24 protein-coding genes are annotated in these 26,049 nt (G+C 66.7%); 13 read left to right on the top strand and 11 right to left on the bottom strand.

The features are described from left to right. The first annotated feature begins 436 nt into the window (after window positions 1-436). The gene (argF, locus tag AC3FMM_RS13850) at window positions 437-1,360 is read left to right on the top strand and encodes an ornithine carbamoyltransferase (RefSeq protein WP_115681051.1); all 924 of its coding nucleotides are present in this window, start codon (window positions 437-439) and stop codon (window positions 1,358-1,360) included. 79 nt (window positions 1,361-1,439) lie between these two features. Beyond that, on the top strand, window positions 1,440-1,751 hold the full coding sequence (gene ppnP, locus AC3FMM_RS13845) for a pyrimidine/purine nucleoside phosphorylase (protein ID WP_115710691.1): 312 nt from the start codon (window positions 1,440-1,442) through the stop codon (window positions 1,749-1,751). Between the two features lie 33 nt (window positions 1,752-1,784). Here ppnP and murB read toward each other — a convergent pair whose 3' ends face one another. Beyond that, window positions 1,785-2,804, bottom strand: coding sequence for a UDP-N-acetylmuramate dehydrogenase (gene murB / locus AC3FMM_RS13840; RefSeq protein WP_488686837.1), 1,020 nt, complete (start codon window positions 2,802-2,804; stop codon window positions 1,785-1,787). A gap of 123 nt (window positions 2,805-2,927) precedes the next feature. Between murB and AC3FMM_RS13835 the strand changes: the two genes are divergently transcribed. Continuing rightward, complete coding sequence (locus AC3FMM_RS13835; protein ID WP_012353763.1) at window positions 2,928-3,413, top strand: YajQ family cyclic di-GMP-binding protein; 486 nt, start codon at window positions 2,928-2,930, stop codon at window positions 3,411-3,413. A gap of 47 nt (window positions 3,414-3,460) precedes the next feature. On the opposite strand, the gene AC3FMM_RS13830 is transcribed toward AC3FMM_RS13835, so the two are convergent. From AC3FMM_RS13830 to AC3FMM_RS13820, 3 genes are all read right to left on the bottom strand, one after another. Beyond that, window positions 3,461-3,913, bottom strand: coding sequence for a DUF192 domain-containing protein (locus AC3FMM_RS13830; RefSeq protein ID WP_115681048.1), 453 nt, complete (start codon window positions 3,911-3,913; stop codon window positions 3,461-3,463). 174 nt (window positions 3,914-4,087) lie between these two features. Then, window positions 4,088-4,288 (bottom strand): hypothetical protein, encoded by a 201-nt coding sequence (locus AC3FMM_RS13825; protein ID WP_115681047.1) that lies wholly within the window; start codon window positions 4,286-4,288, stop codon window positions 4,088-4,090. Window positions 4,289-4,396: 108 nt separating this feature from the next. Continuing rightward, window positions 4,397-5,059, bottom strand: a complete 663-nt coding sequence (locus AC3FMM_RS13820) for a pseudouridine synthase (RefSeq protein ID WP_488686836.1) — start codon at window positions 5,057-5,059, stop codon at window positions 4,397-4,399. A 277-nt stretch (window positions 5,060-5,336) separates the two neighbouring features. Here AC3FMM_RS13820 and icd point away from each other — a divergent pair, with 277 nt between their 5' ends. Further along, complete coding sequence (gene icd, locus AC3FMM_RS13815) at window positions 5,337-6,587, top strand: NADP-dependent isocitrate dehydrogenase (protein ID WP_112774326.1); 1,251 nt, start codon at window positions 5,337-5,339, stop codon at window positions 6,585-6,587. Between the two features lie 144 nt (window positions 6,588-6,731). Next, window positions 6,732-7,193, top strand: a complete 462-nt coding sequence (locus tag AC3FMM_RS13810) for a VOC family protein (protein ID WP_115710685.1) — start codon at window positions 6,732-6,734, stop codon at window positions 7,191-7,193. Between the two features lie 232 nt (window positions 7,194-7,425). Here AC3FMM_RS13810 and AC3FMM_RS13805 read toward each other — a convergent pair whose 3' ends face one another. Next, window positions 7,426-7,632 carry a cold-shock protein gene (locus tag AC3FMM_RS13805; RefSeq protein WP_012353757.1) on the bottom strand — a complete coding sequence of 69 codons (207 nt, stop codon included), beginning with the start codon at window positions 7,630-7,632 and terminating at the stop codon, window positions 7,426-7,428. Window positions 7,633-8,142: 510 nt separating this feature from the next. Here AC3FMM_RS13805 and clpS point away from each other — a divergent pair. The 4 genes from clpS to AC3FMM_RS13785 all read left to right on the top strand — a co-directional run bounded on the left by clpS (window position 8,143) and on the right by AC3FMM_RS13785 (window position 12,790). Next, window positions 8,143-8,469: an ATP-dependent Clp protease adapter ClpS gene (gene clpS, locus AC3FMM_RS13800; RefSeq protein WP_010814998.1), complete on the top strand. Its 327-nt coding sequence runs from the start codon at window positions 8,143-8,145 to the stop codon at window positions 8,467-8,469. Continuing rightward, on the top strand, window positions 8,466-10,760 hold the full coding sequence (gene clpA, locus AC3FMM_RS13795) for an ATP-dependent Clp protease ATP-binding subunit ClpA (protein WP_018007976.1): 2,295 nt from the start codon (window positions 8,466-8,468) through the stop codon (window positions 10,758-10,760). Before clpS ends, clpA begins: the two co-directional genes overlap by 4 nt. 129 nt (window positions 10,761-10,889) lie before the next feature. Continuing rightward, window positions 10,890-11,897, top strand: coding sequence for a tripartite tricarboxylate transporter substrate binding protein (locus tag AC3FMM_RS13790; RefSeq protein WP_488686835.1), 1,008 nt, complete (start codon window positions 10,890-10,892; stop codon window positions 11,895-11,897). A gap of 44 nt (window positions 11,898-11,941) precedes the next feature. Further along, a complete protein-coding gene (locus tag AC3FMM_RS13785) occupies window positions 11,942-12,790 on the top strand; it encodes a VOC family protein (protein WP_115711724.1) in 849 nt (282 codons plus the stop codon). Between the two features lie 56 nt (window positions 12,791-12,846). On the opposite strand, the gene dut is transcribed toward AC3FMM_RS13785, so the two are convergent. The 5 genes from dut to AC3FMM_RS13760 all read right to left on the bottom strand — a co-directional run bounded on the left by dut (window position 12,847) and on the right by AC3FMM_RS13760 (window position 19,167). Continuing rightward, entirely contained in the window at window positions 12,847-13,347 is a 501-nt protein-coding gene (gene dut / locus AC3FMM_RS13780; RefSeq protein ID WP_115681043.1) for a dUTP diphosphatase, read from the bottom strand. Between the two features lie 27 nt (window positions 13,348-13,374). Further along, entirely contained in the window at window positions 13,375-14,577 is a 1,203-nt protein-coding gene (gene coaBC, locus AC3FMM_RS13775; protein ID WP_115710682.1) for a bifunctional phosphopantothenoylcysteine decarboxylase/phosphopantothenate--cysteine ligase CoaBC, read from the bottom strand. Window positions 14,578-14,623: 46 nt separating this feature from the next. After that, window positions 14,624-15,151, bottom strand: a complete 528-nt coding sequence (gene lspA, locus AC3FMM_RS13770) for a signal peptidase II (protein WP_326346556.1) — start codon at window positions 15,149-15,151, stop codon at window positions 14,624-14,626. Then, the gene (ileS, locus tag AC3FMM_RS13765) at window positions 15,151-18,042 is read right to left on the bottom strand and encodes an isoleucine--tRNA ligase (protein ID WP_488686834.1); all 2,892 of its coding nucleotides are present in this window, start codon (window positions 18,040-18,042) and stop codon (window positions 15,151-15,153) included. Before ileS ends, lspA begins: the two co-directional genes overlap by 1 nt. Before the next feature lie 120 nt (window positions 18,043-18,162). Beyond that, complete coding sequence (locus AC3FMM_RS13760; RefSeq protein ID WP_115710677.1) at window positions 18,163-19,167, bottom strand: bifunctional riboflavin kinase/FAD synthetase; 1,005 nt, start codon at window positions 19,165-19,167, stop codon at window positions 18,163-18,165. A 236-nt stretch (window positions 19,168-19,403) separates the two neighbouring features. Between AC3FMM_RS13760 and AC3FMM_RS13755 the strand changes: the two genes are divergently transcribed. Next, a complete protein-coding gene (locus tag AC3FMM_RS13755) occupies window positions 19,404-21,218 on the top strand; it encodes a hybrid sensor histidine kinase/response regulator (RefSeq protein WP_115710675.1) in 1,815 nt (604 codons plus the stop codon). 46 nt (window positions 21,219-21,264) lie between these two features. Here the strand turns inward: AC3FMM_RS13755 and AC3FMM_RS13750 are convergent, their stop codons facing one another. Next, entirely contained in the window at window positions 21,265-21,924 is a 660-nt protein-coding gene (locus tag AC3FMM_RS13750; RefSeq protein WP_012353747.1) for a response regulator, read from the bottom strand. A gap of 253 nt (window positions 21,925-22,177) precedes the next feature. Between AC3FMM_RS13750 and purN the strand changes: the two genes are divergently transcribed. The 3 genes from purN to AC3FMM_RS13735 are packed head-to-tail and all read left to right on the top strand — an operon-like array spanning window position 22,178 to window position 25,702. Further along, the gene (gene purN / locus AC3FMM_RS13745; RefSeq protein ID WP_115710673.1) at window positions 22,178-22,846 is read left to right on the top strand and encodes a phosphoribosylglycinamide formyltransferase; all 669 of its coding nucleotides are present in this window, start codon (window positions 22,178-22,180) and stop codon (window positions 22,844-22,846) included. Then, a complete protein-coding gene (locus AC3FMM_RS13740; RefSeq protein ID WP_115681037.1) occupies window positions 22,843-24,246 on the top strand; it encodes an RsmB/NOP family class I SAM-dependent RNA methyltransferase in 1,404 nt (467 codons plus the stop codon). The genes purN and AC3FMM_RS13740 overlap by 4 nt, the downstream gene beginning before the upstream one ends. A gap of 58 nt (window positions 24,247-24,304) precedes the next feature. Further along, on the top strand, window positions 24,305-25,702 hold the full coding sequence (locus AC3FMM_RS13735; protein ID WP_473702980.1) for a mechanosensitive ion channel family protein: 1,398 nt from the start codon (window positions 24,305-24,307) through the stop codon (window positions 25,700-25,702). Window positions 25,703-26,049 lie beyond the last annotated feature (347 nt).

Genomic DNA, 26,049 nt, shown 5'->3' with positions numbered 1-26,049 from the left:
GACACTGCGGGTGAGGCGGATGACTCGACAGTAAGCCCGCTGGACGGGGGCGCCCGTTTGACGCGGCCGGGACGCGATTGGTTCGCGCTGGTTCCAGCCGGAAGGCGGGGCGTCGGTGTCCTGCAGGGGCACTTTTGATGCCGGCGGCGGGCACTGGCATGGGTATGCCGGGCCCCGCGTGAATCAGCCAGTATTATATCTTATATAAGAGTTGCGCATAAGGACGAAATCCTGTCAGGAAGCTGTCAGCGCAACCGTGCGGCAGGCCGCGGCCGGGTTGATCCGGGCTCGCCAAAGCAGAAATAATCCCTTATGATCCTTGCAGTTAAATTGCGTATGCGACGCGAAAGGCGGCTCCGCGACGCGCTTCGGTCATGAACAGTTTGCAAGAACAGTTCGTGACGGCGTGTCCCCACCGAGCCGCCTTCTTTGTTTTATGAGCTCAACCCCGATCAAGCATTACCTCCAGTTCAGCGACTTCACTCCCGACGAGTACGAGTACCTGCTGGACCGCGCGCGGATCCTGAAGGCCAAGTTCAAGAACTACGAGACCTGGCACCCGCTGCATGACCGCACGCTGGCCATGATCTTCGAGAAGAATTCCACGCGTACGCGCCTGTCGTTCGAAGCCGGCATCCACCAGTTGGGCGGCCACGCGGTGTTCCTGAACACGCGCGACTCGCAGCTGGGCCGCGGCGAGCCGATCGAGGATGCGGCGCAGGTGATCTCGCGCATGGTCGACATCATCATGATCCGCACCTTCGGCCAGGACATCATCGACCGCTTCGCCGCGCATTCGCGGGTGCCGGTGATTAACGGCCTGACCAACGAATACCACCCGTGCCAGGTGCTGGCCGACGTCTTCACCTATATCGAGCAGCGCGGCAGCATCCGCGGCAAGACGGTGGCGTGGATCGGCGACGCCAATAACATGGCGTACACCTGGATCCAGGCCGCCGAGCGCCTGGGCTTTACCTTCCATTTCTCGGCGCCGCCGGGTTACCAGCTGGATCCGGCCATGGTGCCGGCGTCCGCCGCCGGGCTGGTCAAGGTCTTCGACGACCCGCTCGCGGCCTGCCAGGGCGCCAGCCTCGTCACCACCGACGTGTGGACCAGCATGGGCTTCGAGGCCGAGAACGACGCCCGCAAGCGCGCCTTCAAGGACTGGATGGTCACCACCGCGATGATGGACCGCGCCGAGCCCGACGCGCTGTTCATGCATTGCCTGCCGGCGCACCGCGGCGAGGAAGTCGAGGCCGCCGTGATCGACGGCCCCAAGAGCGTGGTCTGGGACGAGGCAGAGAACCGCCTGCACGTGCAGAAGGCGCTGATGGAATACCTGCTCTGCGGCCGCTACTGAGCGCGCCCGGGGTGAACAGGAGAGGGGCCGTTGCGGCCCCTCTTTTTACGTCATTCGCAAGACACCCAAGGAGATGGAAGTGAGCCAGTTCGACAACGTATCGGTCGTCAAGAAAGCCAACCTGTATTTCGACGGCAAGTGCGTGAGCCACACCGTGCTGTTCCCGGACGGCTCCCGCAAGACGCTGGGCGTGATTTTCCCGGCGTCGCTGACCTTCAACACCGGCGCGCCGGAAATCATGGAGATCAACGCGGGCAGCTGCCGCGTGCGCCTGGCCGGATCGGAAGACTGGCAGACCTACGGCGCCGGCCAGCAGTTCAGCGTGCCGGGCAACAGCAGCTTCGATATCGAAGTGCAGGAGACGCTGGACTACGTCTGTCACTTCGAGTGACAGGCTGTGGGCCAGCCGGGCTGGCCCGCAGCGTTACAGCACCACCGGTTCGGGCTCGATGCGCACGCCGTAGCGCGCCTGCACTGTATCTGCGATACGGTTGGCCAGCGCCAGCAGCATCGCGCCGGTGCCGCCGCCGTGGTGCACCAGCACCAGGGCCTGCTTGCCATAGACTCCCACCGGGCCGTCGCTCAGGCCCTTGAAGCCGCAGCGGTCGATCAGCCAGCCGGCCGCCAGCTTGTACGTGCCGTTTGGCTGCGCATAGCTGACCAGGTCAGGATGCGCCTGCAACAAGGCGTCGCGCTGCGTGGCGCTGACCAGCGGATTCTTGAAGAAGCTGCCGGCATTACCCAGCTGCGCTGGATCGGGCAGCTTGCGCGAGCGGATCGCGACCACGGCGTCGCGGATGGCGGCTGCGTCCGGCGCGGCCTGCCCATCCAGTTCGCGCGCCAGTTCGCCGTAGGACAGCACCGGTTGCCATGCCCTGGGCAGGCGCAGCGTGACCGCGGTAATGATGTAGCGCCCTGCGCCGGCACCCTTGAACACGCTGTCGCGGTAGCCGAACTCGCAGGCTTGCTGATCCAGCCAGACGAAGGTGCCGGCCTGCCGGTCATAGGCACGCACGCCGGCAAAACGCTCGCGCAGTTCCACGCCATAGGCGCCGATGTTCTGGATCGGGGCTGCACCGGCGGTGCCCGGGATCAGCGCCAGGTTTTCCAGCCCGGGCATGCCGTCGGCGATGGTGCGGTTGACCAGCGCGTTCCAGTTCTCGCCCGCGCCGGCGGTCACCAGCCACGCTTCGCCGCCCGCGCTGGTGGCTTCGACCTGGTAGCCGGGGATTTCCATCAGCAGCACCAGCGCGTCGAGATCGCCGGTCAGCACGACATTGCTGCCACCACCCAGCACCACCAGCGGCAGGCCTTCGGCGCGCGGGTCGGCCAGGGCCGTGACCAGGTCGGCCTCGCTGCGCACGGGCACGGCAAAGCGCGCGCGCGCATCGAATCCGAATGTATTGTGGCGACGCAGGGGATAGAATTCGTGGAAATCTGCCATGCAAGGGAAAGGTGACGCGGCCGCCGCTGGTGTGCGCGACCCGGAACTGCGAGGTAGGCTGGATTATACGGAAGGCGCCGTGCGCGGCTGGCTTCCGGGCATACGGATCACAAGGAGAATGCAATGCCGTCGTTTGACGTAGTGTGCGAAGCGAATATGGTCGAGGTGAAGAACGCCGTCGAGCAAGCCAACAAGGAAATCTCGACGCGCTTCGATTTCAAGGGCTCCGACGCCCGGGTCGAGCACAAGGAAAACGAGCTGACCGCCTTTGCCGACGATGATTTCAAGCTGGACCAGGTCAAGGACGTGCTGATCAGCAAGATGGCCAAGCGCAATGTCGACGTGCGCTTCCTGGATTACGGCAAGACCGAGAAAATCAGCGGCGACAAGGTCAAGCAGGTGATCACCATCAAGAAGGGCGTGACCGGCGACCTGTCCAAGAAGATCGTGCGCATGATCAAGGACAGCAAGATCAAGGTTCAGGCCAGCATCCAGGGCGACACGGTGCGGGTGTCGGGCACCAAGCGCGACGACCTGCAGAACGTGATCGCCATGCTGCGCAAGGATGTGTCCGAGGCACCGCTGGACTTCAACAACTTCCGCGACTGAGCAGCACCCGCGCCGGCTTTCGTGCCGGCGCCGCGCGCAGCCGCCCCTCAGCGCGGCTGCGGCAATCCCCCGATCTTTGCACCGGCCTTGATGCCCTTCTGCGCGAACCAGCCCTGGTTCATTTCCAGCGCATAGCGGACGGCCGCCTTCGGGCAATGGTTGTTTTCGGTGCGCGGCGCCATGTCTTCGATATTGACGATGGTGCCGTCGTCGGCGAGGAACGCAATCGACAGTGGCAGCTCGGTATTGCGCATCCAGAAGCAGTGGCCCGCCTTCTGCTCGAACACGAACAGCATGCCGGAATTCGGCGCCATCGATTTCCGGTACATCAGGCCTTGCTCGCGGGCCGCGGGGGTGGCGGCGACTTCGGCCTGGATCGCATACATGCCCGCGGTCAGCGGCGCCACCGGCAGCGCGCCTTGGGCGTTGGCAACGCCGGCCGCCAGTGTGGCAAGCAGCAAGCAGCAGCGTGAGGTCAGGGTCTTCGACAACAGGGGCATGATGGTCAGTCCGGGAAGGCTCGGCGTCGGGCAGCCGCAAGCATAACGCAGGTTGCACGCGTGGCACGCCGCGCGCGGTGCAACCGGCCCCAAACAAAAAAGGCAGGCGCCCTGGTGGCGGCCTGCCTATCTTTCTGATGCCGGCGCACGTCCCGGCAGTGGCGCCAGCCGTGGTTACGCGGCCGGGGCTGCGGCAGCAGCGGTTTCCTTCTTCTTGCTGTGCTTCTTGTGGGTGGCCTTCTTCTTGGCGGTCTTCTTCGGGGCTTCTTTGGTGGCCGCGGCCGCGGGCGTGGCCGGCTCGGCAGGCGCAGCGGCCTGGGCGAAGGCGCCGGTGGCGAACAGGCCGACAACCAGTGCAGCGATCAGTTTTTTCATGGCGTATTACCTCGAAGGATAAAAGCAGTCGGGAAAGTGGTGACACGCGTGCTTGGACGTGTCCCCGACAAGAACGAGGCCGCTGTTGGCAGCGTTGACGGTCGATTGTTAGCTTTTGTAACGCAAGCGCCGCTTGGCGTCGTTCGCCTGTCTGGTCTTTGAGACATGAGTGCGCGGGGCTGGCGCCGCGCGTCCCGTGGTTGTCGACAGCGCAATGCCTGACTCCGCGAGCGGCACTTCGCAGCTTTGGCCGGGCGCGAGGCCGAGCGCGCGCAGGTCGAGCGCGCCGATCGCCACGCGGATCAGCCGCAGCGTCGGAAAGCCCACCGCCGCCGTCATGCGCCGGACCTGCCGGTTCTTGCCTTCCCGGATCTTCAGCTCCAGCCACGCCGTGGGGATGGCGGCGCGGAAGCGCACCGGCGGATGGCGCGGCCAGAGCCAGTCGGGGGCTTCGATGGCGCGCACCACCGCCGGCCGGGTCACGAAATCGCCAAGGTCGACACCGGCGCGCAGGCGGACGAGGGTGCCCGCGTCGGGAATGCCCTCCACCTGCGCCAGGTAGGTCTTTTCCAGCTTGTGGCGCGGGTCGGCGATGCGCGCCTGCAGCGCGCCATCGTCAGTCAGCAGCAGCAAGCCCTCGCTGTCGGCATCGAGCCGGCCGGCCGGATAGACGCCCGGCACCGACACGCACGACGCCAGGGTGGGCCGGCTCGGGTGTTCCGAGAACTGGCTCATGGTGCCAAACGGCTTGTTCAGGGCGATCAGGGTCATGGGGCGCAAGTATGCCGCAGCGGCGCGTGTGCAGGTCGGTCAGGTCGGCCGGATCGGGGTCCGGCCCGATTGGCGGATGATGAAAAATTGCTGCATAATATAAAATTAGTCTTGTGTCTTATATAAGACTGAAGCCGATCAGGCATGGCGCCGGCATGATGCACGGCAGTATGGGCGTGGCATCCAGGCCCGCTACAATGCCAGCGCCATCTCCCCGAATCTCGCCGTCCGGCCACGAACCGGCGGCAGTCACAACCGTTCCGTAACTGGAGACGTCATGTACCAACACATCAAGGTTCCGGCAGGCGAAAAGATCACGGTCAACCAGGACTTTTCGCTCAATGTCCCGGACAACCCGATCATTCCTTATATCGAAGGCGACGGCACGGGCCTCGATATCACCCCGGTGATGATCAAGGTGGTCGACGCGGCCGTGGCCAAGGCCTACGGCGGCAAGCGCAAGATTGCCTGGATGGAGATCTACGCCGGCGAGAAGTCGACCAAGGTCTACGGCCCGGACGTGTGGCTGCCGGATGAAACCCTGGACGTGCTGAAGGAATATGTGGTGTCGATCAAGGGGCCGCTGACCACGCCGGTCGGCGGCGGCATCCGCTCGCTCAACGTGGCGCTGCGCCAGCAGCTGGACCTCTATGTCTGCCTGCGCCCGGTACGCTACTTCAAGGGCGTGCCCTCGCCGGTGCGCGAGCCGGAAAAGACCGATATGGTGATCTTCCGCGAGAACTCGGAAGACATTTACGCCGGCATTGAATGGGCCGCCGAGAGCGACCAGGCCAAGAAGCTGATCGCCTTCCTGCAGAACGAGATGGGCGTGAAGAAGATCCGCTTCCCGGCGACCTCGGGCATCGGCGTCAAGCCGGTGTCGCGCGAGGGCACCGAGCGGCTGGTGCGCAAGGCGATCCAGTACGCGATCGACAACGACAAGCCGTCGGTGACGCTGGTGCACAAGGGCAACATCATGAAGTTCACCGAAGGTGGCTTCCGCGACTGGGGCTACGAGCTGGCACAGAAGGAATTCGGCGCCGAGCTGGTCGACGGCGGCCCGTGGTGCAAGTTCAAGAACCCGAAGACCGGCAAGGACATCGTGGTCAAGGACGCCATCGCCGACGCCTTCCTGCAGCAGATCCTGCTGCGCCCGGCCGAATACTCGGTGATCGCCACGCTGAACCTGAACGGCGACTACGTCTCTGACGCGCTGGCGGCGCAGGTCGGCGGCATCGGCATCGCGCCGGGCGCCAATATGTCGGACTCGGTGGCGATGTTCGAGGCCACCCACGGCACCGCGCCGAAGTACGCCGGCAAGGATTACGTCAATCCGGGCTCGGAAATCCTGTCGGCGGAAATGATGCTGCGCCACATGGGCTGGACCGAAGCCGCCGACCTGATCATCGCGTCGATGGAGAAGTCGATCCTGTCCAAGAAGGTCACCTACGATTTCGCCCGGCTGCTGGAAGGCGCGACCCAGGTCTCGTGCTCGGGCTTTGGTCAGGTGATGATCGACAATATGTAAGCACAGACTCCCGCCAAGACGGGCGAGCTGTCAACAAGACCCCGGTACCGGATCCCCGGAACCGGGGTTTTTTCTTGCCGCTCGCCGTTGCCTTGGCTAGAACGTCAGGACTGACTGACGGGCATCCGGCCCGGGGAGACTGGCATGGACGATCCGTTCCGCCGCACCGCCTTCGGTGCGGCCCTGTTCTACAAGGATCCGCTGGCGGCGCTGGACTGGCTGGAGCGGGCATTCGGGTTCGAGCGGGTCATGGTGATCCGCGACCAGCAAGGGCAGCTGGTGCATTCCGAAATGCGATTCGCCGACAGCTACCTGATGGTGGGCAGCGAGTGGGCCGACTTTACCGCCAGCCCGGCATCGGTCGGGGGCAAGAACACCCAGACCGTGCACGTGCATCTGCCCGACGGGCTCGACCAGCATTGCGAGCGGGCCCGGGCCGCCGGCGCCGTGATCCTGCGCGAGCCGCAGGACGAGTTCTATGGCGACCGCACCTACACCGCCCGCGATGCCGAGGGCCATGTCTGGACCTTCGGCCAGACTGTGCGCAAGGTCACCAAGGAGGAGGCCGAACAGGCCAGCGGCCTGAAGATCGACGGCTGGACCTGAGCCGGCGCGCGCGGGCGTGGCAAGGAAGGCCGGCCCAAAAACCAGAAAGCCCGGCGCCAGGCCGGGCTTTCGATCGGGTGTGCGTGCCGCTGATGCGAGCCGGTGCCCGCCGCGCCGCCTCTGGCGGCCAGCGGGGGCGCTGGCATCGGTCCCGTCCCGGGGGCAAATCCCCCCCACACCCTGGTTGACCGCTCCGGTGGCTCTGCGGCCGGGGATGCGGTCGCGGCGCGCTTTAGCTGGCGTCCTGGATATTGGTGGCCTGCTTGCCCTTAGGGCCCTGGACCACCTCGAACGAGACGCGCTGGCCTTCCTTCAGCGTCTTGAAGCCCGCCATCTGGATAGCCGAAAAGTGCGCAAACAGTTCTTCTTCGCCCTCGTCCGGCTTGATGAACCCGAATCCCTTGGCGTCATTGAACCATTTGACGATACCGCTTGCCATATACTCCCCCAACGAAATAGCAGATTTTCAAGCGGGGAAGCTTGCCAGCCAGACGGCACGGACTGCGGCGCCATGGCTGGCCGCGTGCTGAAATGCGGCCGGCGATGACGCGCGGCGAGGTGCTGTCGCGAGGCGGCCAGTCTGATTGCTGACTCGCCGCCGCGGGCCGTGGGCCTCCCTGCTCACGGATCACCCGCCTTGGCTGTTGCTTTGGCTCGCTGGCCTTCGGTGGGTGTGCAACCGATTTTTCTGGCAAAGGCGGAGACTGTCAAGCTGGCGGATTCCCCACTGCCAGAAGGGTGTGGCAGGAACAGGACGGCGCCTGGTGTTACCGTTGCCATGAATCGGCGGCCGCCGGCCCGGATTTTCGGTCGGTGCGGCGACGTGCCTTGCAAGGCCTTCCGCGGAACTATCCGCTCCCATTCACCACGGAAAACCGGTGGCCGGACTCTTGAATCCACCGCCTTTTCCCCAAATTGCAGAGTTGCGAGTAAGGGTTAGAATAAAGCCATGGCTACACGGCTTGCGAATGTCCCACAACGCGAAGCGGGCACCATCCTGGAGCGCAAAGAGCAGGCGCTGAAACCGCCTGCCATGTTCAAGGTGGTGCTGCTGAACGACGACTACACTCCGATGGAGTTTGTCGTGATGATCCTGCAGCAGTATTTCAGCAGGGACCGGGAAACGGCGACGCAGATCATGCTGACCGTGCACCGGGAAGGAAAGGGCGTCTGTGGTATCTACACCAGGGATATCGCGGCGACTAAGGTCGAGCTGGTGTCAACGCACGCGCGGCAGGCGGGGCACCCCCTGCAGTGCGTGATGGAGGAAGCATGATTGCGCAAGAATTGGAAGTGAGCCTGCATATGGCTTTTGTCGAAGCCCGGCAGGCACGCCACGAGTTCATTACCGTGGAGCACCTGCTGCTGGCATTGCTCGACAATCCCACGGCAGCTGAAGTCTTGCGCGCCTGCGCGGCCAATATCGAGGACCTGCGCACCAGCCTTAAGAACTTCATCGCGGACAACACGCCGGTGGTGCCGGGTACCGACGAGGTCGATACCCAGCCCACGCTGGGTTTCCAGCGCGTGATCCAGCGCGCCATCATGCACGTCCAGTCCACTTCCAACGGCAAGAAGGAAGTCACCGGCGCCAACGTGCTGGTCGCGATTTTCGGCGAGAAGGATTCGCACGCGGTCTATTACCTGCAGCAGCAGGGCGTGACGCGCCTGGACGTGGTCAATTTCATCAGCCACGGCATCCGCAAGGACCAGTCCGAGCCGGCCAAGCACGGCGAGGCGGCCGGCGAGGGCGAGGGCGGCGACGGCAAGGAAAGCCCGCTCGAGCAATACACCCAGAACCTGAACGCGCTGGCCAAGGCCGGCAAGATCGATCCGCTGATCGGCCGCGAGAGCGAAGTCGAGCGCGTGGTCCAGGTGCTGTGCCGCCGGCGCAAGAACAACCCGCTGCTGGTGGGCGAGGCCGGCGTCGGCAAGACCGCGATTGCGGAAGGCCTGGCGTGGCGCATCACCAAGAACGAGGTGCCGGACATCCTGGAGAAGGCGACGGTCTACTCGCTCGACATGGGAGCGCTGCTGGCCGGCACCAAGTACCGCGGCGATTTCGAGCAGCGCCTGAAGGGCGTGCTCAAATCGCTCAAGGACAATCCCAACGCGATCCTGTTCATCGACGAGATCCACACGCTGATCGGCGCGGGCGCCGCCTCTGGCGGGACGCTGGATGCAAGCAACCTGCTCAAGCCGGCGCTGTCGTCGGGCCAGCTCAAGTGCATCGGCGCGACCACCTTCACCGAATACCGCGGCATCTTCGAGAAGGACGCGGCGCTGTCGCGGCGCTTCCAGAAGATCGACGTGGTAGAGCCGTCGGTGGACCAGACCGTGCAGATCCTGCGCGGGCTGAAGTCGCGCTTCGAGGAGCACCATGGCGTCAAGTACGCGTCGTCGGCGCTGACCGCCGCGGCCGAGCTGTCGGCGCGCTTCATCACCGACCGCCACCTGCCGGACAAGGCGATCGACGTGATCGACGAGGCCGGCGCGGCGCAGCGCATCCTGCCGAAGTCCAAGCAGAAGAAGACCATCGGCAAGGGCGAGATCGAGGACATCGTCTCGCGCATCGCGCGCATTCCGCCGCAAAGCGTGAACCAGGACGACCGCAGCAAGCTGCAGACGCTGGAGCGCGACCTGAAGTCGGTGGTGTTCGGGCAGGATCCGGCGATCGAGGCGCTGGCCTCGGCGATCAAGATGTCGCGCGCGGGCCTGGGCAAGACCGACAAGCCGATCGGCTCGTTCCTGTTCTCGGGCCCCACCGGCGTGGGCAAGACCGAGGTTGCCAAGCAGCTGGCCTTCATCATGGGCATCGAGCTGCTGCGCTTCGACATGTCCGAATACATGGAGCGCCATGCGGTGAGCCGCCTGATCGGCGCGCCGCCGGGATACGTCGGCTTCGACCAGGGCGGCCTGCTGACCGAGGCCGTGACCAAGAAGCCGCACTGCGTGCTGCTGCTGGACGAAATCGAGAAAGCGCATCCGGATATCTTCAATATCCTGCTGCAGGTGATGGACCATGGTTCGCTGACCGACAACAACGGCCGGCGCGCCGACTTCCGCAACGTGATCATCATCATGACCACCAACGCGGGAGCGGAGACCATGAACCGCGCCACCATCGGCTTCACCAGCTCGCGCGAGCAGGGCGACGAGATGGCCGACATCAAGCGCATGTTCACGCCGGAGTTCCGCAACCGGCTGGATGCCACCATCAGCTTCCGCTCGCTCGATGAGGAAATCATCCTGCGCGTGGTCGACAAGTTCCTGATGCAGCTGGAAGAGCAGCTGCACGAGAAGAAGGTGGAAGCCAGCTTCAGCGAGAAGCTGCGCAAGTTCCTGGCGCACAAGGGCTTCGACCCGCTGATGGGCGCGCGTCCGATGCAACGCCTGATCCAGGACATGATCCGCAAGGCGCTGGCCGACGAGTTGCTGTTCGGCCGCCTGGTCTCCGGCGGCAAGGTGGTGGTGGATCTGGACGAACAGGACCAGATCAAGCTCGATTTCTCCGAGATCGAGCCAGAACCGCCCGAGGCGCCCGAGGAACAGCGCGCAGAAGCCTGAGCGATATTCGGCCGCGTTGCCAGCAACGGGGTCGATCATCGGGCAAAATGGCGGGGCGGCCAGACTGGCCGCCCCGTTCCTTTTTCCCTGCCGCCCCACGCCTCCAGCGCCCCGAAACCGAACACCCCGATGTCCTCTGCCGAACGCACGCGGCGCCGCCGCCTGCTGCTCAAGATCCTGCCGCTGGGCGCCTTGCCGGGCCCGATGCTCCATGCCGCGGTCGCAAGCGCCGCCGATGGCGCTGCCACCAACCGTCCGATCGCACTGGTGCTGCCGTTCCCGCCGGGAGGCAGTGTCGACATCGTCGCGCGCCAGCTGCAGCCCGGGCTGAAGGCAGCATTGGGGCAGACCGTGGTGGTGGACAACAAGCCGGGCGCGGGCGGGCTGATCGCGTCGAGCACCGTGGCGCGCGCCAGGCCTGACGGCAATACGCTGCTGATGGCATTCGACACGCATGCGATCAACCCGTTTGCCTACAAGCAGCTGCCCTACGACACCTTCCGCGATTTCTCGCCGATCTCGCAGCTGGTGCGCTTCCCGCTGGTGATCGCCGCCAATCCGGCGCTGCCGGCGTCGAACGTGCGCGAACTGGTGGCGCTGGCCAAGGCCAGGCATGACGGCGTGCGCTATGCGTCGTCGGGCATCGGCAGCCTGAACCAGCTCGCGGCCGAGGCGCTCGCGACCGAGGCCGGCGTGCATATGCTGCACGTGCCCTACAAGGGCGGCGGCCCGGCGGTGCAGGCGGTGCTGTCCAACGAGGTCGATATCTTCTTCAGCAGCTACGCCGCGGTGCAGGCGCACGTGGCCGCGCGCACGATCAAGGTGCTGGGCGTGACCGGCACCAGCCGCCTGCGCCAGTTGCCGCAGGTGCCCACGGTGGCCGAGCAGGGCCTCAAGGGCTTCGAGGCCTATTCGTGGATCGGCGTGTTCGGTCCGGCCGACCTGCCGGTGGCGACGGTGACGCGCCTGCACGGCGCGCTGGTCGAGTCGCTGCGCCAGCCACGCGTGGTCGATGCGCTCGGCGCGCAAGGCTTCGAAATCGTCGGCGGCAGCCCGGCCGAGCTGGGCCAGCTGGTACGTCGCGAGCATGACAAATGGCAGGCGGTGGCGCGCAGGGCCAATATCCAGTTCGAATAAACCAGTCCGGCGCCACCGTGCGCCACGCGTCCGGGGGGATGCCGATGGCAACGCAAGCAGAAATGTTCGATCACGCCGTGGTGGTGTGCCCAGACCTCGATGCCGGCGCTCAGGCCTGGCAGCGGCTCGGCTTCACGCTGACGCCGCGCGGCTACCACACGCTGGGTTCGCAGAACCACTGCATCATGCTGCAGCGGGACTACCTCGAGCTGCTGCACGTGACCGCGCCCAGCCCCAGCCGGCAGTATTACTGGGACGCCCAGCAACGCGGCGGTGGCTGTGCGGCGATGTCGTGCAAGAGCGCCGATGCCTTCGCCACCGCGGCGCGGCTGCGCGCGGACGGCTGGCACACCTCGGAACCGATCGAATTCTCGCGTCCGGTGCGGCTGGACGATGGCAGCGAGCATCCGGCCACCTTCCGCGTGACCGCGCTCGACGACGCCCCGGGTGCGCGCTATTTCGTCTGCGAGCATCGCACGCCCGAGCTGCTGTGGCGGCCCGAATGGATGCGCCATGCCAACGGCGCGCACAGCATCGCGACCATGTTCCTGGTGGTGGCCCCGGCGCTGGTGGATGCCGCCGCGCGCGCCTATGCCGAGCTGACCGGCGGCGAGCTGACGCAGCTCAGCGAACATGTCAGCAGCCTGGCGGTCGACAATGCCACGCTGGTGCTCAGCACGCCGCAGGCGCTGGCATCGGCCACCGGCAGCGCGCATATCCGTCGCGACGGGCCCGGCTATGCCGCGATCCGCTTGCGCACCAACGACCTTGCGGCGGCCCGCGCCGGCTGGCGCGAGCAGGGCGTGCCGACCCACGACCTGGGCCCGCGCGAAACCCTGGTGCCGGCCGATGTTGCCAGTGGTGTGGCCTTGCTGTTCGAGCAGCGGGGCTGAAATGCAAACTGGCGCCCCGCGGGGCGCCAGTACTTCATGCCGAGGCCGACAACCGGTCAGGCGCCGGCCTTGGCGTGATGCACGCCGGTCGAGCCAAAGCCGCCCGCACCGCGTTCGCTGTCCTGGCTGAACTCTTCGACCGTCGAGAACACCGGCCGCAGCACCGGCACGAACATCATCTGCGCAATGCGCTCGCCCGGCTGGATCAGGATCGGCTCCGTGCCAGGCGCGTTGCGGTTCCACACGCTGACCATGATCTGGCCCTGGTAGTCGGCATCGATCACGCCGATCGAATTGCCCAGCACCAGCCCCTTCTTGTGGCCCAGCCCCGAGCGCGGCACGATGGTCGCGGCCATGTACGGATTGCCCATGTGCACGGCGATGCCGGCCGGCACCAGCTGCGCGGGCGTGCCCGGCGCGATCGCCACGGGCGCGTCGACGCAGGCGTGCAGGTCGATGGCGGCGGCCATCTCGCTCTGGTAGGCGGGCAGGCCCCATTCGTTCAGGCGCGCATCGAGCACCTTGATTTCGACGGTCGGGTTCAGAGGCTGGGTCATAAACAATCTCGGGAATACGTTGCAAAGTCAGGGCCGCGCGCGACCGGGCAGGCGCTGGCCGATGGCCGCGACCAGCTGGCGTGCCAGCGACAGCTTGTCGGCGCGCGGCAGCCGCGTCATGCCGGCGGCGTCGAACAGCACGATTTCGTTGTCGTCCAGGCCGAAGGTGTGGTGGCCGATATTGCCCACCAGCAGCGGTACGCCCTTGCGCTGGCGCTTCTGCTCGCCGTACTGCTCCAGGTTCTCGCTTTCGGCGGCAAAGCCGACGCAGTACGGCGCATCGGCGCGGGCCGCTACCGCGGCCAGGATGTCGGGGTTCTGCACGAACTGCAGCGTGGGCGTATCGGTATCGCTGGCCTTCTTCAGCTTCTGCTGCGCGACCTCGGCCGGGCGCCAGTCCGCCACCGCGGCCACCGCCACAAAGACATCGACGCCGGGCAGCTGCGCCATCACCGCGTCATGCATCTGCTGGGCGCTGCGCACGTCGGTGCGCATCACGCCGCGCGGCGTCGGCAGGCCGGTAGGGCCGGCCACCAGCAGCACTTCGGCGCCGGCCTCGCGCGCCGCGCGCGCGATCGAGAAGCCCATCTTGCCGGACGACAGATTGGTGATGCCGCGCACCGGGTCGATCGCCTCGAAGGTCGGGCCGGCGGTGATCAGCATGCGCTTGCCTTGCAGCGGCTTGGGCTGGAAGAAGGCGATGATGTCTTCGAGCAGTTCCTCGGGCTCCAGCATGCGGCCGTCGCCGACTTCGCCGCAGGCCTGGTCGCCGCTGCCCGGGCCCAGGATCACCACGCCGTCGGCGCGCAGTTGGGCGGCGTTGCGCTGGGTGGCGGGGGCGGCCCACATCTGACGGTTCATCGCCGGCGCCACCAGCAGCGGGCAGTCGCGCGCGATGCACAGCGTGCTCAGCAGGTCGTCGCACAGGCCGTTGGCCAGCCGCGCCATGAAGTCGGTGGATGCAGGGGCGATGACAATGGCGTCGGCCTCGCGCGAGAGGTCGATATGCGCCATATTGTTGTCGATGCGCGCATCCCATTGCGACAGGAAGACCGGCCGGCCCGACAGCGCCTGCATCGTCACCGGGGTGATGAAATGCGTCGCCGCCTCGGTCATGGCCACCTGCACGGTGGCGCCGGCCTTGGTCAGCAGCCGGACCAGTTCGGCCGACTTGTAGCAGGCGATGCCGCCGGTCAGGCCGAGAACGATATGCTTGCCGCGCAAATCCATGGTGGGGAACCTGGCTGGGAGGAAAGGGGGATGATACCGGCGCCGCTCAGTGCTTGCGCACCCGCCGCAGCTCGTCGACGATCAGCAGCACCGCGCCCACCGTGATGGCGCAGTCGGCCACGTTGAAGGCCGGCCAGTGGTAGTTGCGCACGTAGAAGTCCAGGAAATCGATCACGTGGCCGTAGGCCACGCGGTCGATCACGTTGCCGACCGCGCCGCCCAGGATCAGCGACACCGCGAAGCAGAACAGCCGCTGGCCCGTATGGCGGTACAGCAGCCAGACGATGAACGCGCCGACCACCACGCCCAGGCCGGTGAAGAACCAGCGCTGCCAGCCGCCGGCGTCGGCCAGGAAGCTGAACGCCGCGCCCTTGTTGTAGACCAGCACCAGGTTGAAGAAGCCGGTCACCGGGCGCGACTCGCCGTAGCTGAAGCTGCGCACGATCACGATCTTGAAGAACTGGTCGAGCAGCACCACCAGCAGCGCAAAGGCCATCCACAGCAGCGGGGTGGTGCTGCCGGCAGCCTTGTTGCGGCGCGCCGGGCGCGCCGAACGGGACGTGGTCGATGCCATCAGGCGTGGCTCCTGTGTTCACCGGCGCCGAACAGGTTGCTGTCGCAGCGGCCGCAGAGTGTGGGGTGGTCGGGGTTGTGGCCGACGTCGGCGCGATAGTGCCAGCAGCGCTCGCACTTGGCATGCGCCGACGGCGTCACCGTCACCAGCAGGTCGCCAGCCTCGGGCGCGGGCGCGACCTTGGCCGACGAGGTCAGCAGCACGAAGCGCAGGTCGTCACCGAGGCTCTGCAGCGCCGCCAGCACCGGACCGCCAGCCTGGATGGTCAGCTCGGCCTGCAGCGACGAACCGATCTCGCCTTCCACGCGCACCGCTTCCAGCTGCCGGGTGACCTCGGCGCGCACTTCGCGCAGCGTATGCCATTTCTGCAGCAGGTCGTCGGCATCGTCGACTTCCGGCACGGCGTAATAGGTGCTGGTGAAGATGGTGTCGGTGTGCTCGGTGCCATGGGCGAACACCTGCCATGCTTCCTCGGCGGTGAACGACAGGAACGGCGCCATCCAGTGCAGCATTGCCTGGGTGATGTGGTACAGCGCGTTCTGCGCGGCGCGGCGCGCCTTCGAGTCCGGCGCGGTGGTGTACAGGCGGTCCTTCAGCACGTCGAGGTAGAAGCCGCCCAGGTCCTCGGAGCAGAAGGTCTGCAGCTTGGCTACCACCGGGTGGAATTCATAGGCTTCGTAGTGCGACAGCACTTCCTTCTGCAGTTGCGCGGTCAGCGCCACGGCGTAGCGGTCGATCTCCAGCCATTCGGCGGCCGGCAGCGCATGCTTGCCGTGGTCGTAGTCGGACAGGTTGGACAGCAGGAAGCGCAGCGTATTGCGGATGCGGCGATAGCCTTCCACCACGCGCTTGAGGATCTCGTCGGAGATCGACAGCTCGCCGGAGTAATCGGTCGAGGCCACCCACAGGCGGATGATTTCCGCGCCCATCTTGTTCGCGATGTCCTGCGGCGACACGGTATTGCCGATCGACTTGGACATCTTGCGGCCTTCGCCGTCGACAGTGAAGCCGTGCGTCAGCAGCGCCTTGTAGGGCGGCTTGCCATACAGCATCGAGGCGGTCAGCAGCGACGAGTGGAACCAGCCGCGGTGCTGGTCCGAGCCTTCCAGGTACAGGTCGGCCAGGCGCCCGTCGGCCTCGTCGGCGGCCGGGTCGTACAGGTCGTCGCGGTGCGAGCCGCGGATCACGGTCCAGTGCGTGGTGCCGGAATCGAACCAGACGTCGAGCGTGTCGCGGTTCTTCTCATACTGGCTGGCCTCGTCGCCCAGCAGTTCGGCCGGGTCCAGCGTCTGCCAGGCTTCGATGCCGTGCTGCTCGACGCGCTTGGCGATCTGTTCCAGCAGTTCGGGCGTGCGCGGATGCAGCGCGCCGGTTTCCTTGTGCACGAAGAACGCCATCGGCACGCCCCACTGGCGCTGGCGCGACAGGGTCCAGTCCGGGCGGTGGGCGATCATGTTGTGCAGTCGCTGCTTGCCCCACGACGGATAGAACTCGGTCGCCTCGATGCCGGCCAGCGCGGTCTCGCGCAGCGTCGGCACGGGCTTGCCGTTTTCCTCGACCGGGTCCACGTCCATGCCCGCGAACCACTGCGAGGTGGCGCGGTAGATGATCGGCGTCTTGTGGCGCCAGCAGTGCATGTAGCTATGGGTGTACTTGTGCGAGTTAAACAGGTTGCCCGATTCCTGCAGCGCATCGACGATCTTGGGGTTGGCATCCCAGATCGACAAGCCGCCGAACAGCGGCAGCGTGCCGGCGTAGACGCCGTTGCCCATCACCGGGCTGATGATGTCCGCATCCGGCATGCCGTGCGCCTTGCACGACTGGAAGTCTTCCACGCCATAGGCAGGGGCCGAGTGCACGATGCCCGAGCCGGTGTCGGTGGTGACGTAGTCGCCCAGGTAGATCGGCGACAGGCGGTCATAGCCCGCGTCCATCTTGGCCAGCGGGTGGTGGAAGCGGATTTCCGACAGCGCGGCGCCGGTGGCCGTGGCGACGACCTTGCCTTCCAGGGCGTAGATCTTCAGCTGCTCCTCGACCCGCTCGGTGGCCAGGATCAGGTGGCCGCGCGGGGTGTCGACCAGCGCGTATTCCACCTCGGGGTGCACGTTCAGCGCCTGGTTGCTCGGGATGGTCCACGGCGTGGTGGTCCAGATCACGATCCAGCCCGGCCTGGCGTCGATCTGCTCGACCGGCACCTTGAACGCGTGCGCCAGCTTGTCGGTCTCGGCGAACGGGAAGCCCACGTCGATCGACAGGTCGACCTTGTCCTTGTATTCGACTTCGGCCTCGGCCAGCGCCGAGCCGCAGTCGAAGCACCAGTTCACCGGCTTCAGGCCGCGGAACACATAGCCCTTTTCCATGATCTTGCCGAGCGCGCGCAGTTCGTCCGCCTCGTTGCTGTAGTTCATGGTCAGGTAGGGGTGATCCCAGTCGCCCAGCACGCCCAGACGCTCGAAGTCCGCCATCTGGCGCTTGATCTGCTCGGTGGCGTACGCGCGCGCCTTGGCCTGGACTTCCTGCACCGGCAGGCCCTTGCCGAACTTCTTCTCGATCTGGATCTCGATCGGCATGCCGTGGCAATCCCAGCCCGGCACGTAGACGGCGTCGAGGCCGGTCAGGCCGCGCGCCTTGATGATCATGTCCTTGAGCACCTTGTTGACGGCGTGGCCGATATGGATGTCGCCGTTGGCATACGGCGGGCCGTCGTGCAGAACGAACTTCTTCGCGCCCTTGCGCGCCGCGCGGATCTTCTTGTAGAGCTGCTTTTCCTGCCACTGCTTGACCCATTGCGGCTCGCGCTTGGGCAGGTCGCCACGCATCGGGAAGGGCGTGTCGAGCAGGTTGACGGGATACTTGTTCTTCTCGGGCTTGGCGCGTTTGTCGTCAGACATTTCGATTCTCAGGGCAATTCGGTTGGCGCGCGGCCGGCGCTGGGCCGGCGGGCGCGCGTGAAGACTGGGGCAGGCGGCGTGCGAACCGGGCCCGCGCAGCGGGGCGCGGGGCGCCGGCCGCTACCTAATTCGGTCGGTGGCCGAGGTGGCGAAATCGCGGCCGCCGCTGCCTTCCGCTGCCGCCGCGGCGCCCGGCGCCGTCAGGCCGAAGAAGGCGCGCGCATCGGCGCTGTCCTTGGCGATCGCGGCGGTGAGTTCATCCAGGGAGTCGAAGCGCGCCTCGTCGCGCAGCTTCTTCATGAATTCGACCCGCACCAGCTTGCCGTACAGGCTTTCATTGAAATCGAACAGGTGGACTTCCAGCAGGACCCGGCCGGCGTCCTCGATGGTGGGGCGTACGCCGATGCTGGCCACGCCGGGCAGCGGATGGTCGGCGATGCCGTGCACCTGCACCACGAAGATGCCGCTGACCGCGGGCCGCTTGTGCGAGATGCGCAGGTTCAGCGTCGGGAAGCCGAGGTCGCGGCCCAGCTTGCGGCCGTGGATCACGTGGCCGCTGATGGCGTAGCCATGGCCGAGCAGGCGCCGCGCGTGTTCCAGGTCGCCATCGGCCAGCGCCTGGCGCACCGCCGAGCTGGAGATGCGGATGCCGCCCTCGGACACCGAGCCCATCTGCTCGACATCGAAGCCGTAGCGGCGCCCGGCCTCCTGCAGGTAGGCAAAGTCGCCGGCGCGTTTGGCGCCGAAGCGGAAATCGTCGCCGACCAGCAGCCAGCGGGTATGCAGGCCATGCCAGAGCACGTTCTCGACGAATTCCTGCGGCGACTGGCCGGCAAAGTGGGCGTTGAAGTGTTCCACCACCACGCGGTCGACGCCGTTGCGGCGCAGGCTTTCCAGCTTGTCGCGCAGCAGCGCGATCCGGGTGGGGGCCTTGTCCGGTGTAAAGAATTCGCGCGGATGCGGCTCGAAGGTCATCACGCACAGCGGCAGGCCGCGCGCATCCGCCGCCGCCCGCGCACGCGCGAGCAGCGACTGGTGGCCGCGATGCACACCGTCGAAATTGCCGATGGTGAGCGCGCAGGGCGCCCGGCTCTCGGCGTTGGGCAGGCCGCGGAAGACTTTCACGGGGACGGCGGGAAACGATTCAGGTAAAGCGAGCATTATAAGGCGAATGGGTCGGCTTGCCGCTGCCGCGGCCCCCGGCCGGTCGCCGCGCTGCGGCTTTTGTGCCGCAACCGGCCCTCCCGCCATGGCGCGATGCCGCAAAAGGCGGCATGATAGGCGCCACTTTGGCTCACTACGGGATCGCTACGGGCATCCAGCGCGGTATGCCCGATCTTCGCTCATTCCCCGATTCCCAGTTGAAAGCGCTGACCTATCGGTTCTTTTCCCGGCTCCTGCCCAGGAGCCTGCCTCAGTCGAGCGCCCAGCTCGACGTCGAGACGCGCGCCAAGCTGATGGCGATCGTGCACAAGAATGCGCCGACCGCCATCGTCGCCTCGGTGCTGCTGCCCGCGCTGACCACCATCGGGTTCTGGAACGACGTCAGCCCCGCCGCGCTGCTGGGCTGGTGCGCGGTGATGCTGCTGCTGACGGCCGGCGGGTTGTGGTTCTACATTGGCTACCAACGCGACCACGCCCTGATGAGCCGCTCCGCGCACACGCAGAAATGGTGGAACAACATGCGCGCGGTCGCTTTCCTGACCGGCGTGACCTGGGGCAGCTCGGCGCTGATGCATTTGTATACAGCCTCGCCGGTGTTCTCCAGCGTGCTGTACCTGCTGACCCTCGGCGTGCTTGCCGGCGGCGCGGTGTCGCAGGCGCCCGTGCCGTCGAACCTGGTCTACGCGGGCGTGCCGATCCTGGTACCGAACCTGCTGATGGCGGAATTCGCCTTCCCTGGCCACGGCGTCTATGTGCAGGGCCTGCTGGCAATCTACGCGTTGATGCTGTCGCGCCACGCCTTCAATCTGCAGGTCACGCTGGTGCGCGCGATCCAGCTGGAGGGCGACAGCCGGCGCCTGGCCAAGCAGTTCCAGGACGAGAAGGAGCGGGCGCTGCATGCCAGCGAAGAAAAGTCGCGCTTCCTGGCGGCCGCCAGCCATGACCTGCGCCAGCCGGTGCATGCGCTGGTGATGCTGGTCGAGGCGCTGCGCGCGCGCAACCAGTCGAGCGCGTTGCATCCGCTGGTGGAGCAGGTGGCGGCTGGCACCCAGACCATCGACCTGTTGTTCCGCTCGCTGCTGGACCTGTCCAAGCTGGAAGGGCGCAAGGTCCTGCCGACGCTGGAGCCGTGCGAGCTGGGCGCGCTGATCCGCGACGTGATGAGCCAGTTTGCCGCCGACGCGCGCGAAAGCGGGCTGACCCTGACCCCCCGAGTGCCCGACGAGCTGTACGCGATGGCTGAGCCGGTGCTGCTGCGCCGGGCCTTGTTCAACCTGGTGCAGAACGCGCTGCGCTATACCCAGCGCGGCGGCGTGCTGGTGACCGCGCGCCAGCGCCGCAAGAACGTGCGGCTGGAGGTATGGGACACCGGCGCCGGCGTCACGCCCGAGCACCTGCCGGACATCTTCTCGCCGTACTACCAGGTCCACAACCCGCAGCGTGACCCGTCGCAGGGGCTGGGATTGGGGCTGGCGATCTTCAAGGAATGCGTGCGGCTGATGCGCGGCACCTATGGCGTGCGCTCGGTGCCGGGCAAGGGCTCGGTGTTCTGGTTCGCGCTGGCGCCGGTGCCGGCCGAGACCGTGGCCAGCGTGCGCGAGATGCGCGCCATGGCGCAGGCCGAGGAGGCCAAGCCCGATCGCCTGCAGGGCACGGTGCTGGTGGTCGACGACGACAGCCAGATCCGCAAGGCCTGGATCGCGCTGATGGAGGCGTGGGGCATCCGCGTGGCCTGCGCCGCCCACGGTGCCGAGGCCGACAAGCTGTTTGCCCAGGGCCTGCGCCCGGACATCATCTTCTGCGACCTGCGCCTGCCGGGCAGCGAGAACGGGCTGGACCTGCTCGAGCGCTGGCAGAACACGCAGCCGCAGGCGCGCAGCGCATTGCTGACCGGGGACCTGAAGTCGGCCGCGCTGGCGGCGGCGGAGGAGGCAGGTTATTTCGTGCTGCCCAAGCCGGTGGACCCGGCCTCGCTGCGGATGCTGCTGCGACGTTGGCTGCGGCCCGCCTAGCGACGCGCCGGCGCACCCTGGTGAACGGTAACGGCCGTCGCGCGCCTTACTGGCGCAGCCGGAACCGTTCCATGCGCGACATCACCTGCATGCGGGTGCGCACGCCAAGGCGCTGCAGGATGGCGGACACGTGTTCCTTGACAGTGTTCTCGGTCAGCCCGAGCCGGCGCGCGATCACCTTGTTCGGCAGGCCTTCCAGCACCAGCGCCAGCACCGAACCCTGGCGCGGCGTCAGGCCCAGTTCGGCGGGCGTGACCGGAATGCCGTGAGCCGGGCCGAACGATTGCGCGCGGCCGTTGAGGGCTTCGTCGGTGGGGAATGCGGTGTCGCCGGCCAGCACCTTGCGCACCGCGGCGGTGAAGGCATTGGCGTCCAGGTGCTTGCCGACGAAGCCGCACGCCGACAGCGCACGGGCGCGGCCGACGATTTCCGGGGTGGCCTCGGCCGACATGAAGATAAAGCGCGCGCCCGGGATGACGGTCTTGAAGGTCTGCATGGCATCGAAGCCGGTACCGTCATTCAGCCAGATATCGAGCAGCACGATATCGGGGCGCAAGCCTTGCTGCAGGCTGGCCAGGGCCTCGCGGGCACTGCCGGCGGCATGGACTGCCACATCCGGCATGACTTCGGCCAGGAAGGCGGTGGTCCCTGACAAGGCCATAGGATGATCATCGACCACCAACAACGTCGGTGCAGCGTTCGACATGCGAATTCCCGTTCAAATATCCCGTTTCGTCCTTGTTGTCACCTCTCCGGAGAACCTGTGTCATGCACAGGAATGGCGCGTGGACGTAGGGCCCACTCTAGCAGAGGGGGCGAAGCGTCACAATCCATCAATCGGGTTATACGGCTTCGCTACCACAGGCCAGTTAATCGGCGCCTGCCCGGATCTCGTGAATTAAGCACGTACTGGTTTGGCTTTACCGGAGTTTAGCGCCTTGCCTTGGTAGAATTGCGCGATGAAAAAAATTGTCATCTTGATTTCCGGGCGAGGCTCCAATATGGAAGCCATCGTCCGTGCCTGCGCGGACGGGGGCTGGCCCGCCCGCGTGGCGGCGGTGCTGTCGAACCGGCCGGACGCCGCGGGCCTGCAGTTTGCGCGCCAGCAAGGCATTGAAACCGGCGTGGTCGACCATCGCCAGTATCCAGACCGCGCCGCCTTCGACGCGGCGCTGGCCGAGGCCATCGACGCCCATGCCCCCGATCTGGTGGTGCTGGCGGGTTTCATGCGTATACTCACCCCCGGCTTTGTCGACCGCTACGCGGGCCGGCTGCTGAATATCCATCCGTCGCTGCTGCCGTGCTTCCCCGGCCTGAATACCCACCAGCAGGCGCTGGATGCCGGTGTCAAGCTGCATGGCGCGACCGTGCATTTCGTGACCCCGGAGCTGGACCATGGCCCGGTCGTGATCCAGGCCGCGCTCGACGTGCTGCCGGCGGACACGCCCGCGACCCTGGCCGAGCGCCTGCTCGCCTGCGAGCACGTGATTTACCCCCGCGCCGTGCAGTGGTTCGTCGAGGACCGGCTGCAGCTCCAGAACGGCGTCGTCAACGTTATCAACCCGGCCGAACCGCAATTGCTGATGGCCATCTCCGCCGCGACCCCGGCGGCAGGAGTCCAGGCATGAGCCGTACCCAGGCAGGAAACCGTTCCCCGCGCGGCGAGGGCCGCGCCCCCGCGCGCAGCAAGGGCAAGAGCAGCCCGATCCGCAAGTCGCCCAATGCCGGTGGCGCCAACGGCGCCCCGGTGCGCACGCATGGCGGCCTGCATGCCACCCATATCCAGCATATCGATCGCCTGCTGGGCAAGGTGATGCTGTTCGCGCGTCCCGCCGATGCGGTGGTCAGCTATTACTTCCGCGAAAACGCCAAACTCGGCCACCGCGAGCGCGGCATCATTGCCGAGGCGATCTACGCGGTGCTGCGCCGGCGCGTCGAATTTGCCCAGTTCGCCGAGAGTGGCACCGGCGCGGCCTCGCGCCGCCTGGCGCTGCTGGGGCTGGCGGCGACGCTGGGCCGCGATGCGCTGTCGCCGTTCCTCTATCCCGATGAAGCCGAGTGGCTGGACCGCCTGACCACCATCGAGCGCTCCAGCCTCGCGCCGCGCGTGCGCGCCAACCTGCCCGAGTGGCTGTACGACGAACTGGTGCGCCAGCATGGCGAGTCCTTTGCCGCGGCCCTGGGCGACGCCTGGCTGCGCCCGGCGCCGCTGGACCTGCGCGTCAACCTGGGCAAGACCAGCCGCGAGGCCGCGCTGGCCGAGCTGCAGGCCGCGGGCCTGGGCGCCGAGCCCACGCCGATGGCGCCGGCCGGCATCCGCATGGCCGGCAAGCCGGCGCTGAACCAACTGCCGATCTTCGTCAACGGGCTGGTCGAGGTGCAGGACGAAGGCAGCCAGCTGCTGTGCAGCCTGGTGGCGCCGCGGCGCGGCGAGATGGTGGTCGACTTCTGCGCCGGCGCCGGCGGCAAGACGCTGGCGCTGGGCGCGGCGATGCGCTCGACCGGCCGGCTCTATGCCTTCGACGTATCGGAGAAGCGCCTGGCCAACCTGAAGCCGCGGCTGGCGCGCAGCGGCCTGTCGAACGTCCATCCGGTGCTGATCGACTCCGAACGCGACGCCAAGATCAAGCGCCTGGCCGGCAAGGCCGACCGCGTGCTGGTGGATGCGCCGTGCAGCGGCCTGGGCACGCTGCGCCGCAATCCCGACCTGAAGTGGCGGCAATCGCCGGAGTCGGTGCTGGAACTGACCGCCAAGCAGACCGCGATCCTGGACTCCGCGGCGCGGCTGGTGAAGGGCGGCGGCCGCGTGGTGTACGCGACCTGCAGCGTGCTCGAAGCCGAGAACGAGCAGATCGTGCGCGATTTCCTCGCCGCGCACCCCAACTTCCGCCTGGTGCCGGCCGCCGAAGTGCTGGCCGAGCAGAAGATCGAAGTGCCGGGCCTGCCGGACAACGGCATGTTCGCCTTGTATCCGCACCTGCACCAGACCGATGGCTTCTTTGCCGCGGTGCTGGAGCGCACCAGCTGATCGCGGTTTCCAGCCGCGCCGCCCGCCGCGCGCGGGCGGCCAACTTTGAACCTGCACCATGAACGGTGAAACCCTGTCCGACCTCGGCGGCCTGAAGGACCTGAAAGCCTCGCATTCGATGTTCGGCAAGATGCTGGACGACCTGATCCGCGATGCCGGCGGCCCCGGCTTTTTCTGGCAGTTGCTGGTGTTGGCGGGTTGCCTGCTGGTGGCGTGGCCGCTGGCGCGCTTCGTGGTGCGGCGGCTGGAGGCCCGCTACGAGGCCTCCAGCTTCTCCGTGCGCTTTGCCGCCGCCAGCCTCGAGCGCGCGATGTTTCCGCTGGCCGGCTGGGCGCTGGTGCTGGTGGCCCGCTTTGCGCTGGCGCCGCTGATCCCGGTCAGCGTGCTGCGGCTGGCGCTGGTGCCGCTGTTCGGCATCACCGCGCTGAACTTCACCTTCTACGTGCTGCGCCGCGTCATGTCCGGCAGCGGCCAGCTGCACGGCATGCTGCTGCTGGTCGAGAAGGTGCTGACCACGCTGGTCTGGGTGGGCATGGCCCTGTACGTGCTGGGCGTGCTCGGCGACGTGGTGGGCTGGATGGAGAGCGTGCGCTTCTCGATCGGCGGCAAGCAGAAGATCAGTGTGGCCGAGACCCTGATGGCGGTGGTCTGGATCCTGCTGACGGTGCTGGTGGCGCTGTGGTTCGGCTCGTGGCTGGAAGAGCGGCTGATGCGTTCGGCCAACCTCGACGGCAACCTGAAGGTGGTGCTGACGCGGATTTCCAAGGCATTGCTGCTGCTGGTGTCGCTGCTGCTGAGCCTGTCGCTGGTGGGCATCGACCTGACCGTGCTGTCGGTCTTCGGCGGCGCGCTGGGCGTGGGCCTGGGGCTGGGTTTGCAGAAGATCGCCAGCAATTACATCTCGGGCTTCATCATCCTGCTGGACCGCTCGGTCAAGCTGGGCGACCAGATCACGGTGGACAAGTACACCGGCATCGTGTCGCAGATCCGCACCCGCTACACCGTGGTGCGCAACGGCGACGGCGAGACGCTGGTGCCGAACGAGCAGCTGGTGGCGCAGTCGGTGCAGAACCATTCGTTCTCGAACACCAACGTGCGCGTGGCGACACGCGTGCAGGCCGACTACAGCGCCGATCCCGAGACCGTGATCGCGCTGCTGACCGAATGCGTGCGTGAACTGCCGCGCGTGCTGCCCGACCCTGAGCCCGCGGCTTTCCTGGTGCTGTTCGCCGACAGTGGCATCGAATACGAAGTCGCGGTGTTCGTGGCCGATCCGCAGAACGGCAAGCTTGGGGTGCAATCGGCGATGAACCGCGCCATCTGGCGTACGCTGCGCGAGCACGGCATCTCTATTCCATACCCGCAGCGCGAACTCCGTGTGATGCATGAGACGCTGCCTGGGGGCCCCGGCGGACCGAAGGCGAGCATTTTGCCAGAGGCTGCAAACGCCTCCTGAACTTCCCGGCAAGGGGCACGCAGAGCGGGCGACGGATGCGCCACCCGTGGAACGAAAACCGTTGCACCCCGTCCAAATCCGGGAAATAGCGTATGCTTGCGCCCTCGGCGATCCGGTAGAATGCCGGGTTGTCGCGGGTTGAGACATCCCGCTCCCACATCAGACAGCCGCCAGATTGCAGCGGCTCGTTCCCGGCTCGCTTCATGAGCCGCTAGCCACGGCCGGCGCCGCGCGTGCTGCCCTGGGGGAGCCCGGAGCGACTTCGGGTCCCGTGGCAAGCGCCAGACAGCTATCGCAATCAATAGATTCGCAGCTATTTTTTCTGCGCGTTGTGTGTACCGGCCCAG

This window comes from Cupriavidus sp. 207A1 (assembly GCF_057798955.1).
Note: the sequence above shows the minus strand (reverse complement) of the source record. Positions and strands in the feature narration are given on the sequence as shown.

Excerpts from the sequence above, each read along its gene's own strand:
- AC3FMM_RS13820 (WP_488686836.1), bottom strand. The coding sequence starts at position 5,059 with ATGACCCTGATCGCCCTGAACAAGCCGTTTGGCACCATGAGCCAGTTC.
- purN (WP_115710673.1), top strand. The coding sequence starts at position 22,178 with ATGAAAAAAATTGTCATCTTGATTTCCGGGCGAGGCTCCAATATGGAA.
- coaBC (WP_115710682.1), bottom strand. The coding sequence starts at position 14,577 with ATGGATTTGCGCGGCAAGCATATCGTTCTCGGCCTGACCGGCGGCATC.
- AC3FMM_RS13785 (WP_115711724.1), top strand. The coding sequence starts at position 11,942 with ATGGCAACGCAAGCAGAAATGTTCGATCACGCCGTGGTGGTGTGCCCA.
- AC3FMM_RS13835 (WP_012353763.1), top strand. The coding sequence starts at position 2,928 with ATGCCGTCGTTTGACGTAGTGTGCGAAGCGAATATGGTCGAGGTGAAG.
- clpS (WP_010814998.1), top strand. The coding sequence starts at position 8,143 with ATGGCTACACGGCTTGCGAATGTCCCACAACGCGAAGCGGGCACCATC.
- AC3FMM_RS13810 (WP_115710685.1), top strand. The coding sequence starts at position 6,732 with ATGGACGATCCGTTCCGCCGCACCGCCTTCGGTGCGGCCCTGTTCTAC.
- icd (WP_112774326.1), top strand. The coding sequence starts at position 5,337 with ATGTACCAACACATCAAGGTTCCGGCAGGCGAAAAGATCACGGTCAAC.
- AC3FMM_RS13740 (WP_115681037.1), top strand. The coding sequence starts at position 22,843 with ATGAGCCGTACCCAGGCAGGAAACCGTTCCCCGCGCGGCGAGGGCCGC.
- ileS (WP_488686834.1), bottom strand. The coding sequence starts at position 18,042 with ATGTCTGACGACAAACGCGCCAAGCCCGAGAAGAACAAGTATCCCGTC.
- AC3FMM_RS13735 (WP_473702980.1), top strand. The coding sequence starts at position 24,305 with ATGAACGGTGAAACCCTGTCCGACCTCGGCGGCCTGAAGGACCTGAAA.
- lspA (WP_326346556.1), bottom strand. The coding sequence starts at position 15,151 with ATGGCATCGACCACGTCCCGTTCGGCGCGCCCGGCGCGCCGCAACAAG.
- dut (WP_115681043.1), bottom strand. The coding sequence starts at position 13,347 with ATGACCCAGCCTCTGAACCCGACCGTCGAAATCAAGGTGCTCGATGCG.
- AC3FMM_RS13805 (WP_012353757.1), bottom strand. The coding sequence starts at position 7,632 with ATGGCAAGCGGTATCGTCAAATGGTTCAATGACGCCAAGGGATTCGGG.
- AC3FMM_RS13750 (WP_012353747.1), bottom strand. The coding sequence starts at position 21,924 with ATGTCGAACGCTGCACCGACGTTGTTGGTGGTCGATGATCATCCTATG.
- murB (WP_488686837.1), bottom strand. The coding sequence starts at position 2,804 with ATGGCAGATTTCCACGAATTCTATCCCCTGCGTCGCCACAATACATTC.
- clpA (WP_018007976.1), top strand. The coding sequence starts at position 8,466 with ATGATTGCGCAAGAATTGGAAGTGAGCCTGCATATGGCTTTTGTCGAA.
- AC3FMM_RS13825 (WP_115681047.1), bottom strand. The coding sequence starts at position 4,288 with ATGAAAAAACTGATCGCTGCACTGGTTGTCGGCCTGTTCGCCACCGGC.
- argF (WP_115681051.1), top strand. The coding sequence starts at position 437 with ATGAGCTCAACCCCGATCAAGCATTACCTCCAGTTCAGCGACTTCACT.
- AC3FMM_RS13790 (WP_488686835.1), top strand. The coding sequence starts at position 10,890 with ATGTCCTCTGCCGAACGCACGCGGCGCCGCCGCCTGCTGCTCAAGATC.
- AC3FMM_RS13830 (WP_115681048.1), bottom strand. The coding sequence starts at position 3,913 with ATGCCCCTGTTGTCGAAGACCCTGACCTCACGCTGCTGCTTGCTGCTT.